Here is a 13,084-nt window from a genome sequence, read left to right as displayed (position 1 = left end):
TTTTAAACATTGAAGACGTGAAATAATGTTGAACATACAAGTTCCTGGGATATATCGGCAGGACAAGTGGTATATCCCAGAATTATTCATCTTATCTTATAGATATAGTGATGTGGCGAAGGTATTGAAAAAGAGAAAAAGATTAATGAACCGGAAATTACAAGAGTTACTCTATATTCTGATATAACTGGCGTTACATGTTATCCATTTCGCAATCCTCAGGGTTGTTATGATCCAGCGGGACTCCTCCCTCAGCATGTTCGTCGCCTGAATCCGGCGTCCATTCTGCACTGCAATGGGGGAGATTCGAATCACCCGGCATCGCATTGGAAGCTGCACCGGTAGTCACTGTACCTGATGTCATTAACAGTAACACTACAATTAATCCCAGAAAAAATTCGTTTTTCACGTTTTCACCTCCGATGATTTTTCCTCGGCTGTAATATCTCAATGATTTATTTATCATTTCTACGATATTCCCAACAAGGTTACCACGGAGTAAATATCATGGAGGTACATATAGTTTCGGGATTCTTCATTATTATTTAAGATAGTTCTCAGGTAGTCTGCACTGCAAATAAATAGAATCTTACTTATTGCTAAAAAAGAAAAAGAAGGTATTGAGTTACCTTCTTCTAACCAGTGTCATTACAATCAGCAAAGCCCCAACCGCGAAGAACGCCTCAAAAGCGGGCGACTCCTTTGTTGGCGCCGGTGTTGCCGTTGCTGCTACAGGCTCCTGACCTTTTACATATTTATGGATGCCTTTTGCGTACTGTCCTGCCCATGCCTTATCCTTATCGTTATGGCAGTTCAGGCATGACCATTCCAGTGTTACATAGCCGTTAGCGAATTTACCGGTATCGTCAAAAAACTTGGCTGCGGGGTCTGTGTTTATCTTGAACTGATGCTCCCTGACATCGCCCTTGAACTTGGCAGCATCTCCTGTAGCTGATTTCCCTACCTGTGGCATATGGCAGTCAATGCATTTCACGCCAGCCTTCTGCATCGTACTTCCCGTAAAATCGGTATTCTGTTTTGCATGACATGTTGAGCACTGTGTCTTTATTCCTGCTCCGGGTGTGGGATTTGTCTGTCCTGCACGGACTCCCTTGTGCGGGTCATGGCACGAGACACAACCGAGTGCGTTATGCGGGCTGTTGAGGAACTCAGGGTACTGCTCATGATGCTCTACGAATCCGTCTTTTGACATTATCTTAGTATTATCAGCACCTCTTGTATGACAATTTCCACAAAGCGCGGCAGAGTCATTCTTCAATATGCCTACGCCCTTTCCTCCGCCCTTGGAGACATGCACGCTGCCGGGTCCGTGGCACGCTTCGCAGCCTATGGACTTTTCTTCCCATGTCCCGACAATACCCGGTTTATTATCCTGGCTGCCGGTAAGGGAATAGCCCGTTGTATGGCAGTTACCGCAGTCGAATTTTAAGGTCTTGCCTGGCGAATAATTCACCCAGGTCTTTGTTGCCAGGTTATACTGGTTCGAGCCATTTATGTTCTTATTAGCCCCGGTCTTTGTGATGATGTATCCGTTATTATCCAGGTATCTTGACTTCCAGCCCCAACCCCCTATGACCAGATAAATATCATTATATGTGTATCCGTCCGGGACAGGTATGGCTGGTGAATTGAATGCCTGGGCTTGCGCCGGGGTGTTCAATTTGTACGGATGCCCGGATGTCTTCCAGCCATCGTATTTATCAGGGTGGCACATCTTGCATTTCTCAGACCCGACATATGTTGATGCGGGATCTGGTTTCGTTACCGGGACCTTATGTTCCCCTATTACGTAATCTTTAGCATACGCCTGCTGTGCCGCTACGGAGAAAAGCATAGCGAATACCAGCAGAAAACAAACCTTTTTTACATTTTTCAAATAGTCTCCTCCTTTAGTGTACCGTTCAGGTATAACATTATACTTATTGTAATATATATTTTTTGGATGATGTAATTTGGAATGTTACACTGGTAGAAAATATATGGGTAAAGAGAACACAGCAATGGAAGATGTGCATTTCGTTCCAGTCCACCGCAAGGCTTATTAGTATAAAATAACTATAACATAAAGATAGGGATGTTCAGTTCGTGTTGATAACACGGGGATTATTATTTCATGGTGGGAATACCGTGCTAATCTTGTAGTACGGCTCCAGTTTGTCGTTAAAATCCCTCCATCGACATGTAACATGTACTCTTAAGAAGAGAGAATAGGAGAGAAACAAATGAATAGGAACATAGTACTTGAATTATTTTTGATAGTATCGTTAGCTTCGATCTGGATATCAGGAGCTGTTGCAACTCAGCAATATCTGGATGCCTACAATACGACTTTTAGCACAAATGCTACCTGCAGCATCTGTCACGTTAATCCTGCAGGCGGAGGAACACTTAATTCTTATGGCATGCAATTTCAGAACCAAACCAACCATGTCACTAATCCAGGTGCGGCATTGATTACAATAGGGCAAGCTCCAGTTACAACACCAGGGGCAACGACAACCGCTACCTCGATGGTAACGGCAACATCGACTGCGACCTCAACTGCCACTTCGACAGCAACAGTAACATCGACTGCGACCTCAATAGCTACAGAGCCTCCTTTAATTGCAACTCCGGCACCTACGGAAACTCAAATGCCTGTAGAAACTCCGGTGATTGAAACTCCGGTACCTACGCCAACTCCATCAACTCCCGGGTTCGGACTCGGTGTTTTCATAGCCGGGTTACTGGCATGTTACTTCGTATTGATGCGGCGTAATAACAACTGAGGCAGGGGAACCTGTCCTCTTTTTATTTTTGCGTGTACATTAGTAATGTTTATATTTCTTCGATATTAACAATTAAACCATGGTAGAGCTTGGAAAAATAGAAAAACCTGAAGTGAAGAGCTACAAATCGAAACGAAAACTCTATGTAGTGCCAACGCTGCCGTTTGAGGAGCTGGCATTGCAATTCAATATCGATAACGCAAAGATCGAAAGGTTCTGGGGCGAAGTAAATGAAAAGATCGGATACTTCGCATCGACCTACGGGGATATCGGCATAGTGTATGTTGAAGGTATTAACGAGGATGAGAGCGCCGGTCTTGGATTTTTCGAAAGGTACGGGAAAGACAGCAGCCATTACAAGCTGGCTAAAACGTTGATCGAGAAAGGGGCAAATATTAAGGGAATTGATAAAGAAGAACTCATCGGACGGTCAAGACTGCTTTTTGATGAGTACTCCAAGTCATTCCTGCCCGAGATAAAAAAGCTCCACGAAGAGTTCTTTGGAAAGAATATCGATTTTGAGGGATGGAGAAATTACCTCGTAAAAAAAATCCAGGAAACCCAGGATGAAATGAGCCGGCTTGTCTCAAAACTTATCGGGGAAATGCCTGAAGATGCAAGTGGCGTCCTTATTATAACCGACGAAAGACCGGTCGAGTATCCACCGGACGTGGATGTTTTCATGATACGTCCGCCTTCATTCGATGAGCTCGCCCGGAATATAAGGGACTCAAGCCGCGAGGTCTTGAAGTAATATTTATCCCTTCCGGCGCTCTACTAATAGTTCTATGAACTGGATAATATATGCCCTTGCATGCATACTCCTTTACGGTATTATGGTTTTTTTCATTAAGGTGGCTTCAGGTAACGGTAATCCCATCGCGTCGTCCATGTTCTTTATTTCAGCCCAGTTCCTGGCACAGATGATCATCGGGGCGTATCTTATCTCGAAGAACAATCTGGATATCGATTACAATAGCATCAAATACGGTATAATCGGGGGCATCGCCGCAGCAGGAGGGACAATCCTCTACTTCCTGGCGCTCCAGCAGGCGCCGATATCGAAAGTTGCACCTGTTGTGAATATGAACCTTGTTATCGGAGTGCTCCTGGGCGTTGTTCTTCTTAAGGATGCGATGAACCTGCGGGTCGCGGCCGGGATTGTCCTTGCGGTGACAAGCATATACCTGCTGACGAACGGAAACTGAAACTCAACTCCACTTGCGTTCAGTTCAACTAAGTTGATTGAACACTTTTAAATATAACTTGTTTCCTTCCGAAAGCCGGTAATATTTATGAGTCTTATCACCGAAGCAAAAAAAGGCAATCTGACAGAAGAGATGAAACTGGTCGCAGCGGATGAAGGCGTTGAGCCAGAATTCGTGCGCCGCGGGCTTGCTAACGGCAGGATAGTCATCCCTGTGAGCCCGTACCGCTATACAAAGCCATGTGGAATAGGGAAAGGACTGCGCACGAAGGTCAATGCATCCATCGGCACATCATCCGACATCGTGGATATCGATATGGAAATAGAAAAGGCGAGGGTTGCCGAAGCGACAGGCGCGGATACGCTCATGGAGCTTTCAACGGGCGGGGATTTTTACGAGATAAGAAAAAAGGTGATTGATTCCACTACCCTCTCTGTGGGAAGCGTGCCCCTGTACCAGGCTTTCATCGAGGCTATCCGCAAATACGGCAGCGCCGTGGACATGAAAGAGGATGAACTGTTCAATATAACTGCGGAGCAGGCAAAGCTGGGAACAAATTTCATGGCAATCCATACGGGCATCAACCTCCTCACTGTCGAGCGCCTTAAAAAACAGGGACGGTTCGGGGGTCTTTGTTCGCGCGGCGGGGCGTTCATGACTGCATGGATGCTGCATAACGAGAAGGAAAACCCGCTGTACAGCGAATTCGATTACCTGCTTGAAATAATGAAAGAGCATGAGGTCACGCTGAGCATGGGCAATGGCATGCGCGCAGGCGCGGTACATGATTCTACTGACAGAGCGCAGATACAGGAGCTTATCATGAACTCCGAGTTGTCGGACAGGGCGCATGAAGCCGGCGTGCAGACCATCGTGGAAGGACCGGGGCACATACCGATCGATGAAATAGACGCTAACGTGAAGCTGATGAAGCGCCTGAGCGGCGAGAAGCCGTTCTATATGCTGGGACCCCTGGTCACGGATATCGCGCCCGGATATGACCATATAGTTGCTGCCATAGGTGCATCCATCTCAAGCGCAAGCGGCGCAGATTTTATCTGCTACGTAACGCCTGCCGAGCACCTTGCTCTCCCCAATATCGAGGATGTGAGGCAGGGAGTGATAACTGCAAGGATTGCCGCGCACATAGGGGACATGGTAAAAAATAACGATAGGGAGCGCGACCTTAACATGGGGCGCGCCAGGCGTGATCTGCAGTGGGGCAGGATGTTCGAGCTTGCTATTGACCCGGCTCATGCGAAATCAGTCCGGGACAGCCGCTCGCCTGCGGATGAAGAGGCGTGCACCATGTGCGGGAATTACTGCGCTCTAAAGATCGTGAAGCAAAGCTTCAATTTTGAGAGATAGGTGTATTTACACTTTTTTAATTCTCGCAACTGCAAGCCTGATATCCTCTTCCTTGACAGTTGTCCTGCCCGCGTGCTTTGCCAGAGTTATGGCTTCGCGGGAAACTTCCAACCCATAATCCTCAAGAACTTTAGCAAGCTCAATACCTGCTCCCTCGCTGACCCTGTCAGCCCCTGCCTTTCTGATAATCCGCTCAACCGGAGCCAGTGGAAGTACCGGTGGTACCTGTTGTGTCATTTATTTTCACCTCTTAATTAAAATTTACGTTTGTTTTTATAGGAAAATAAAAGTATATATAGTTTTTCAAAGTGAATAAACTACTATAAATCGAAAATATATCGTTTTATCCGGGATTAAGGCAAAATAGAGGTTTGATGGTTATGCAACAACTTATAAAGTAGCTTTAGCGTTCGCCGCTATAAAATCCCTGACAAGTTTTGCGCCCAGCAGCGCAGTATTGCCCGAATCATAGGCAGGCGCTATCTCAACCAGGTCAAAACCCACAATATGCGGCGCAAGACAGGCGATCACCGATCTTACATCACGCGGCGTCAATCCGTAAGGCTCAGGCGTCCCGATAGCCGGGGCATATGCCGGGTCGATGGCGTCCATGTCGATCGATAAATACACAGGTCCATTAATATAACCGCGAAGCTCGCTGATCACGCTCTCGATGCCCGTCGAAAGAACATCTTCAGCAGAGAACATCCTTATTTTATTCTCTTTAATATACTCATATTCCTCGCGCGCCCCGCTCCGTATGCCGATGGAGACGTATTTTCCTGTCACGTCCTGGATTATATGCCTTGAGACGCACGCATGGCTGTTCCGCTCGCCTTCGTACTCCTCACGCATATCGAGGTGTGCATCGAGTACCACGCACGCAATGTCCGGGTATTTTGTTTTGCACGCCCTGATAAAAGGCAGCGTGAGTGAATGCTCACCCCCTAACATTACCGGGATTTTCCCGTCGCGGACATATTTATCAGCATGAACGGACAGCATCTTGAGCGTATCATCTATACCCTGTGCTACTTCCAGGTCTCCTGCATCGTGAATATCGACATCCTTCAGGTCGATATAAAATAAGTGGTTATACGTCTCAAAATTATAGGAGTTGTTCCTTATCTCCTGAGGCGCGAACCTGCTCCCGCGCCTGAAACACGAGGTGCGGTCAAAAGGCACCCCGCAAATCACATATCGTGCGTCCTTATAATCGGAGTTTGCGTCCGCAAAAACAGTTCTATGCATCTATGTTCGTATGTCTATTTTCATCTTTCCCATCGAGATCAGGTAGGAGATTTCTTTACCTGCCTCTATCTTTCCCTTCAGGTCTTCCGGGATCTTTAATTCCAGTGTGGAATAATCCGCCATATCCATTATCTGGGCAACACCACCTGAAACCGAGATCACCTGCCCTGATTTCCTTTCTACTATAGGGACGTATATCTTATCGGTTACAGGGGCTATGATCGACCGCTTGGTGCCGTCGAATATGCCAATAGCATCTATCCTGGACTTTGCAGAACCGTGTTTTCCCGTTTTTGAGTGGGTCATGCTCTTGATGATACAGGGCTCTTCATCTATCAGGACGTACTTTCCTTCTTTTAATGAGCGTACTTCAACTTGTTCCTTCATTGCAATTCTCCGTGCTCCAAGATACCTTCTATCATAATAAATATGTCGATTTATTATATTACAGCCTTTTTTGGGCTGTTCCGGAAATGCCAATCAAAATATTAATGATGCATTGGGGATATTTAATCCTTAACGAGTGAGGAGTGTTAAAATGACTGTATATACCCCGGAAGAAATTGTAGAAATGGCTGACAGGTTGATGAAAGATATTGCGGATACGACAAAGGATATCGCATCCGAAGGAGCCGTTGATGTTACAATGGCAGCGAATTATGCCGACAGGTGCGCCCAACTGATAAAAAACCTTGCAGAGAGCGTGTCCGAGCTCCATCAACGGGTTGATGTGCTCACAGAAAAAGAGTGACAGAATGCCTCGAATCTGAACGCGATGAAAGAGGTTTCCTTCATCGATGGTAAAACAAAGATAGCAATAAAAGATAACAGGTTAGCGGCATATCTGGAAAATCTTGAATCCGCCGGCTATGTGGTGAAGGCGAATAAATGCAAAAGCAAGGAAGGGTTCATCGATATATTGATGATTGGCAGAGCCGGGGATTTTGATAGATTTTTTGGCGGGAATGCAAGAATAAAAGAGATATCTAAACAATTTCCTCAGATATGTCGTGTTCTTTTTAACGGCAGCGAGCTCGTGCTGTACCTTCTTGCTCAGGACAACAGATAGCCCGACCTTACCAGCGGACTTGCATTAAGATTATCATCATAAAGGATTATTATTGTTATTGGAGTGTTATGCATGCTTTACAAACGGATATCTGAGCTTACCCAAGACGATATCGAGCGGGTTATGCCAAGGGAGATGGAATTTTTTAATGTTCTGAGCGATGTGAGCAAAATAATAGAGGAAGTCAAGAGGGAAGGCGATGAGGCTTTACGAAGACTTACAAAAAAGTTCGATGGGGCCGACATACTGCAAATCGAAGTGGAGGACATCGAGATAGAGAACGCGTACGAAGCTGTGGCGCCGGAGCTTATCGAAGCGCTGGAAAATGCCGCTCTCAATATAGCAGCCTACCACGGCAGCCTTATAGAGCCCGGGCTCTCGCTCACTGAAGTCGAGCCCGGCATGACACTGGGGTACAAATCAACTCCAATAGCGAGCGTGGGCGCTTACGTGCCCGGCGGAGCTACCGCATATCCCTCTACTGCCCTGATGACCGTGATCCCTGCAAAGATAGCAGGCGTGGTTGAAGTGACTGTCTGTACACCGCCGGATAAGGAGGGAAAGGTCAACCCGCTTACCCTGGTGGCTGCCGACATGGCAGGGGCGGACAGGATATTCAAGGTCGGCGGCGCTCATGCGATAGCAGCCATGGCTTTTGGTACGGAGACCATACCGCCAGTGGATAAAATAGTCGGACCCGGCAGCGTGCACGTCACTGCAGCAAAGATGCTCGTCAGGAGCACCGTAGAGATTGATTTCCCCACCGGTCCCTCGGAGATCGTTATCCTTGCTGATGAATCCGGGGAGGCAGAATGGATAGCGGCAGACATGATAGCCCAGGTGGAGCATGACTCAAAAGCCACTGCTATCCTGATAACGACCTCCATAGAGCTTGCGGAAAAGGTCATAAAAGAACTTGGGACTCAGGCTAAAGCCCTGCCGAGGAAGGACATTATTGAAAAATCCCTGGAGCATGCTGCCATCCTGATAGCGGACAGCATGGATGAAGGAATCATCACATCGGACAGGCTTGCACCCGAGCATCTGCAAATCATGGTATCAGACCCGCTGGATGTCCTTGAAAAAGTGCAGCATGCCGGCTCCATATCCGTGGGAAAATATGCCCCGGCAGTGGCAGGCGACTACGCATCCGGTACCAACCATGTGCTTCCCACAGGGGGATATATAAGAATGGTCTCAGGTCTTAATGTGAACCATTTTATAACGAAGTCGTGTGTGCAGATAATAAATGAACTCGGGCTCAGGAACCTGAAGGATACCATTACCAGGCTGGCAGACGCTGAAGGCTTCCAGGGGCATGTGGCTTCGGTGGAGAAACGGTTCAGGCAGGGATGAGAGCATAAAAAGAGGCTATTTCTTCCTCCACCTCACCCCCTCTTTCGTATCCTCCAGTACAATACCCATATCTTCAAGCTTTTTCCTTATTTCATCAGCCTGCTTGAAATCCTTCCTATTCCTTGCTTTTTCCCTCTCCCCGATAAGCGTCTCTATCTCTCCCGGGAGTTCTCCTTTTTCTTTAAGCGTCAGGACACCCAAAACCGAATCGAACTTGAGCATAAGCTCATAAACAGCCTTTGCATTCCCGGCGCTCAAATCCTCTTTCTCTATGGCGGTATTAACCTCCCCGACCATGCCGAAGATAGCAGCAAATGCCCCGGGCGTGTTCAGATCGTTATCCATCTCGCTCTTGAACCGCTCTGCAGTCCTGCCAGTTAGCACGGTTATTTCCTCATTATTTCGGGATTTTGAATTATAACCCGCAAGCCGTTCAACGAACTGGTTTAACCTGTCAAGGGTATTCGAGGCGTGCCCGATAGAATCCCAGGTGAAGTTAAGCCCTGACCTGTAGTGCGAGAAAACGAACAGATACCGCAGAGCCTCCGACCTGTAGCCCCGGTTCATCACGTCCCTCAGGGTAATAAAGTTCCCCAGGCTCTTGGACATCTTCTTATTATCGACGAGCAGGTGTTCACAGTGCATCCAGTATCTCACGAATTTCTGCCCTGTTGCCGCCTCGCTCTGGGCTATCTCATTCTGGTGATGGGGAAATATGTTATCTATGCCGCCGGTATGGATATCTATTGTCGCGCCGAGATATTTAATTGACATGGCAGAGCACTCGATATGCCAGCCCGGCCTCCCTTCGCCTATCACGGTCACCCAGAACGGCTCGCCCGCTTTCTTTTCCTTCCATAACGCAAAGTCGCGCACGTCTTCCTTCTCGTATTCATCCGCTTCAACAGTAGCGCCGGGCTTTATCCGGGAGAGGTCTATCTTTGCAAGTTTCCCGTAATCAGGAAATTCACTGACCTTAAAATAAACGGAACCATCTTTCCGATAAGCATAGCCTTTATCAAGCAGTACTTTGACCATATCTGCCATTTCATTTATGTGGTCAGTGACCCTTGGATAAACATCAGCCCTCCTTATCCTGAGAAGGTCGATATCCTCGAAAAAGAACCTGATGTACTTATCAGTGTACTCCCTGAGGCTTACGCCCTGCTCTTTTGATGCCCTGATAGTTTTATCATCAAGATCTGTGATGTTCATGACCTGCCGGACGGTGCAGCCCTTGAATTCAAGATACCGCCTGAGAACATCCGCAAAAACGTAGGCACGGAGGTTCCCTATATGGGCAAAACCATAGACTGTCGGACCGCAGGAATACATACTCGCCTGACCATCGTTAAGAGGAACAAAAACCTCTTTTTCCCCGGATAAGGTGTTGTAAAGCTTCAGAACCATTTTAAAGACCTGAGAGATTTTTAAACATTCTCACTACCGATCTCCTTAACAATATCACAGGCACTGACTATACCGGCGGGCATCTGTGGTTCGCTCAAGTCCCTGTCCATCACAAGCAACCTGTGGATCTGCTTCTTTTGCATCACCTCTGCAGCGTGCTCAAGAGTTGTTTCCGGCGTGATGGCTTCTACATACGGTGTCATTATCTCCTCGGCTGTCAAAAGCCCCCAGTTCATTTTCCCAAAATGGTAAACCACATCGCACTCAGAGACTATTCCTACCACCCCGCGCTCCGGACTTGTTACCGCCACCCCTGATACCCCATCCCGCACCATGATTTTTGCGATTTCCCTTATTGAGAGCGTTGAGGCTACGGTCACCACTCTTTTCGTCATAATATCCTTGAGGAATATAGACTTCTTCAAACCATTCACCTCCCAGATAAGCTAAGCGGTCTATGATTAAATAGATATCTGAAGCGAGATACCCGATGGTTTTATAATCGATTAAGATAGAACCGAGAAATCAGTTTAAAACCCGTTCAAAAATCCGAAAATGACAGACACACATATTCCCTATACAAAAGACCTGCTCTTGCGCCTGGGCTACAAAGAGTCAGGCGCAGAGGCTATCCTGCGCGAGCTGGATATTTTGCTCAAAGAGATTTGTTTTGACAATATTGAACTATCCGCAAAGGCTGCCACAGGAGCAAAAGATACGGCAGGATTAATAAGTACCCTGAAAGACCTGATGGTTCATCTGGAGAACAGGGGCTACTATCGCCCCGATGCTCCCACAAGGCTGATACGGTTTCTTGTGAACGGTCTTGATCTCAGGAATGAAGATATCTTTGCCCTGCTGGAAATATCAGATATCCCGGAAGAAGAAAAAAGAAAAGAGCAGGAGTTCCTTGCATCCTGCGCCGCGATCACCCAGCTTGGCTATATACTGTTAAGCCGCCTTGTGCCCGGAGTAAATGCTGCAAGTTCGGGACCTCATGTTTTCCTGGTAACAGATGGTTTCTCTCATGATTCAATGATATTCGTGGATTTCAGCATAGATTCGATAAGGGAGGTGGATGCCCGGCTATACAGCAGGAACGAGAATTATTATTCCCTAAAAACCCCGGTATCCGAACTTGATGAGGAAACCTCCGGGCTTCTTACGAAGTACTACTCTTTTTTCCACGTGACCTCTGGCATCGGTCTTTGCCACAATATCCATAACAACCTCGGTATAGCGTATGATATGATCGGAAGGTACGCCGAGGCTGTTGAGGAATTCCGTGAAGCCCTCAGGCTTGATCCCGGCTATATCGAAGTCCACAATAACATTGCAGTCACCTGCAGTAAGATGGGACTGGTCGAGGAAGCGATCAATGAACTTGAGACTGCTATCAGGCTTAAACCCGGATATGCAGAAGCTCACAGCAACCTGGGCAATATATATGCAGCACTGGGCAGATACGAAGAGGCGGTCAGGGAACTTGAAACAGCGCTGCGATGTAATCCGGGGTATGCAGGCGCCCATAATAATCTGGGGAATATCTACGCAGAGCAGGGGAGGATGCAGGATGCGCTCAGGGAGTTCCGGGAAGCGGTGAGGCTTTCTCCAGATCATGCACTTGTACATAACAACCTTGGGAACATCTACGCTGAACAGGGGATGTATGAGGATGCCCTCAGGGAGTTCCAGGAAGCCCTCAGGCTTGCTCCCGAATTCCCTGAAGCTTATTGTGCCGCCGGGTTAGCATATTATAACCTTGGAAGCTACGAGAGGGCTATACAGGCGCTGGTAAGGGCGGCGTGCCTTGATCGTAATATGCTTGAACTTGTGCCGGACAGGTTAATGCTTAAAGTAAGGCAGGGCGTTTCAAGGTTAAGCGGGAGAATATAGTCATACTTTAATACTCAGAACAATATGCGGTATCATGACTGCCGGAGTACCATAGATTATTTAATCGCAGGTACTACATATTATGATGAAAGAATCGCTGCGAACCGGGTTCAGCTTTGGCATAACTTCGGGTATGATCACAACGCTTGGATTGATCACAGGCTTACATGCAGGTACCCATTCAAAGACCGTTATTATCGGCGGCATACTGACAATAGCGATAGCGGATGCTTTTTCTGATGCTCTGGGCATCCACGTTTCTGAAGAATCTGAATGCAAACATACCCCAAAAGAGATATGGATGTCAACAATCTCTACTTTTTTGCAAAATTCATTTTCGCAATGACTTTTATTGTTCCCATTCTGCTACTTCCACTGACGATGGCTATAATCGTTAGCATAATCTGGGGGCTATCGCTGCTTGGGATAGTCAGCTTTTACCTTGCAAAACAGCAAAGAGCAGAGCCATGGAAGGTGATCGGGGAACACCTGCTCATCGCTCTGATGGTCATTGGTGCCACACACTACGCAGGGGACTGGATCGGGACAGCTTTTGGTCAGGGTTAGTGGAATTGACCGGCAGCTGTACATAGTAAATGCGGTGCTACAGCTTTAGATATTTAGATACAGGAAAAATATATAAACCTTAATACCATGGTATCAAAAAACGCAGGAGGGACTGAATTGAGCGTCATTGTGGTGTCTGATGTTCATCTTGGAGATGAAAAATCAAACAG

The 13,084-nt window shown here is 47.1% G+C and carries 17 protein-coding genes; 10 read left to right on the top strand and 7 right to left on the bottom strand.

Annotated features, from left to right (window positions below; all coding sequences use genetic code 11):
- Window positions 1–193: 193 nt before the first annotated feature.
- Complete coding sequence (locus MNV_RS15890) at window positions 194–409, bottom strand: hypothetical protein (protein WP_143311847.1); 216 nt, start codon at window positions 407–409, stop codon at window positions 194–196.
- A gap of 216 nt (window positions 410–625) precedes the next feature.
- Complete coding sequence (locus MNV_RS15885) at window positions 626–1,897, bottom strand: multiheme c-type cytochrome (protein ID WP_096206925.1); 1,272 nt, start codon at window positions 1,895–1,897, stop codon at window positions 626–628.
- Window positions 1,898–2,243: 346 nt separating this feature from the next.
- Here MNV_RS15885 and MNV_RS15880 point away from each other — a divergent pair, with 346 nt between their 5' ends.
- The 4 genes from MNV_RS15880 to thiC all read left to right on the top strand — a co-directional run bounded on the left by MNV_RS15880 (window position 2,244) and on the right by thiC (window position 5,365).
- On the top strand, window positions 2,244–2,789 hold the full coding sequence (locus MNV_RS15880) for a hypothetical protein (RefSeq protein ID WP_096206924.1): 546 nt from the start codon (window positions 2,244–2,246) through the stop codon (window positions 2,787–2,789).
- Between the two features lie 79 nt (window positions 2,790–2,868).
- On the top strand, window positions 2,869–3,543 hold the full coding sequence (locus MNV_RS15875; protein ID WP_096206923.1) for a hypothetical protein: 675 nt from the start codon (window positions 2,869–2,871) through the stop codon (window positions 3,541–3,543).
- 34 nt (window positions 3,544–3,577) lie between these two features.
- Entirely contained in the window at window positions 3,578–3,997 is a 420-nt protein-coding gene (locus MNV_RS15870; RefSeq protein ID WP_096206922.1) for an EamA family transporter, read from the top strand.
- Window positions 3,998–4,084: 87 nt separating this feature from the next.
- Window positions 4,085–5,365, top strand: coding sequence for a phosphomethylpyrimidine synthase ThiC (gene thiC, locus MNV_RS15865; protein ID WP_096206921.1), 1,281 nt, complete (start codon window positions 4,085–4,087; stop codon window positions 5,363–5,365).
- 6 nt (window positions 5,366–5,371) lie between these two features.
- Here thiC and MNV_RS15860 read toward each other — a convergent pair whose 3' ends face one another.
- The 3 genes from MNV_RS15860 to MNV_RS15850 form a co-directional block, all read right to left on the bottom strand.
- Window positions 5,372–5,602 carry a histone family protein gene (locus MNV_RS15860; RefSeq protein WP_096206920.1) on the bottom strand — a complete coding sequence of 77 codons (231 nt, stop codon included), beginning with the start codon at window positions 5,600–5,602 and terminating at the stop codon, window positions 5,372–5,374.
- A 153-nt stretch (window positions 5,603–5,755) separates the two neighbouring features.
- Complete coding sequence (gene speB / locus MNV_RS15855; RefSeq protein ID WP_096206919.1) at window positions 5,756–6,616, bottom strand: agmatinase; 861 nt, start codon at window positions 6,614–6,616, stop codon at window positions 5,756–5,758.
- Entirely contained in the window at window positions 6,617–7,003 is a 387-nt protein-coding gene (locus MNV_RS15850) for a translation initiation factor IF-5A (RefSeq protein ID WP_096206918.1), read from the bottom strand. It lies immediately after the preceding gene.
- A 151-nt stretch (window positions 7,004–7,154) separates the two neighbouring features.
- Here MNV_RS15850 and MNV_RS15845 point away from each other — a divergent pair, with 151 nt between their 5' ends.
- The 3 genes from MNV_RS15845 to hisD all read left to right on the top strand — a co-directional run bounded on the left by MNV_RS15845 (window position 7,155) and on the right by hisD (window position 9,041).
- Window positions 7,155–7,367 carry a hypothetical protein gene (locus tag MNV_RS15845; RefSeq protein ID WP_096206917.1) on the top strand — a complete coding sequence of 71 codons (213 nt, stop codon included), beginning with the start codon at window positions 7,155–7,157 and terminating at the stop codon, window positions 7,365–7,367.
- Between the two features lie 24 nt (window positions 7,368–7,391).
- Window positions 7,392–7,685: a hypothetical protein gene (locus MNV_RS15840; RefSeq protein ID WP_096206916.1), complete on the top strand. Its 294-nt coding sequence runs from the start codon at window positions 7,392–7,394 to the stop codon at window positions 7,683–7,685.
- A gap of 72 nt (window positions 7,686–7,757) precedes the next feature.
- The gene (hisD, locus tag MNV_RS15835; protein WP_096206915.1) at window positions 7,758–9,041 is read left to right on the top strand and encodes a histidinol dehydrogenase; all 1,284 of its coding nucleotides are present in this window, start codon (window positions 7,758–7,760) and stop codon (window positions 9,039–9,041) included.
- A gap of 15 nt (window positions 9,042–9,056) precedes the next feature.
- Here the strand turns inward: hisD and cysS are convergent, their stop codons facing one another.
- Together cysS and MNV_RS15825 are read right to left on the bottom strand one after the other, a co-directional pair.
- Window positions 9,057–10,451 (bottom strand): cysteine--tRNA ligase, encoded by a 1,395-nt coding sequence (gene cysS / locus MNV_RS15830; protein WP_096206914.1) that lies wholly within the window; start codon window positions 10,449–10,451, stop codon window positions 9,057–9,059.
- Window positions 10,452–10,471: 20 nt separating this feature from the next.
- The gene (locus MNV_RS15825; protein ID WP_096206913.1) at window positions 10,472–10,876 is read right to left on the bottom strand and encodes a CBS domain-containing protein; all 405 of its coding nucleotides are present in this window, start codon (window positions 10,874–10,876) and stop codon (window positions 10,472–10,474) included.
- A 130-nt stretch (window positions 10,877–11,006) separates the two neighbouring features.
- Here MNV_RS15825 and MNV_RS15820 point away from each other — a divergent pair, with 130 nt between their 5' ends.
- From MNV_RS15820 to MNV_RS20310, 3 genes are all read left to right on the top strand, one after another.
- Window positions 11,007–12,347, top strand: a complete 1,341-nt coding sequence (locus MNV_RS15820; RefSeq protein ID WP_096206912.1) for a tetratricopeptide repeat protein — start codon at window positions 11,007–11,009, stop codon at window positions 12,345–12,347.
- An 82-nt stretch (window positions 12,348–12,429) separates the two neighbouring features.
- Window positions 12,430–12,693 (top strand): VIT1/CCC1 transporter family protein, encoded by a 264-nt coding sequence (locus tag MNV_RS20315; RefSeq protein WP_218838051.1) that lies wholly within the window; start codon window positions 12,430–12,432, stop codon window positions 12,691–12,693.
- Window positions 12,694–12,728: 35 nt separating this feature from the next.
- Window positions 12,729–12,914 carry a hypothetical protein gene (locus MNV_RS20310; RefSeq protein ID WP_218838050.1) on the top strand — a complete coding sequence of 62 codons (186 nt, stop codon included), beginning with the start codon at window positions 12,729–12,731 and terminating at the stop codon, window positions 12,912–12,914.
- Window positions 12,915–13,084 lie beyond the last annotated feature (170 nt).

This window comes from Candidatus Methanoperedens nitratireducens (assembly GCF_900196725.1).
Lineage (GTDB): Archaea > Halobacteriota > Methanosarcinia > Methanosarcinales > Methanoperedenaceae > Methanoperedens > Methanoperedens nitroreducens_A.
Note: the sequence above shows the minus strand (reverse complement) of the source record. Positions and strands in the feature narration are given on the sequence as shown.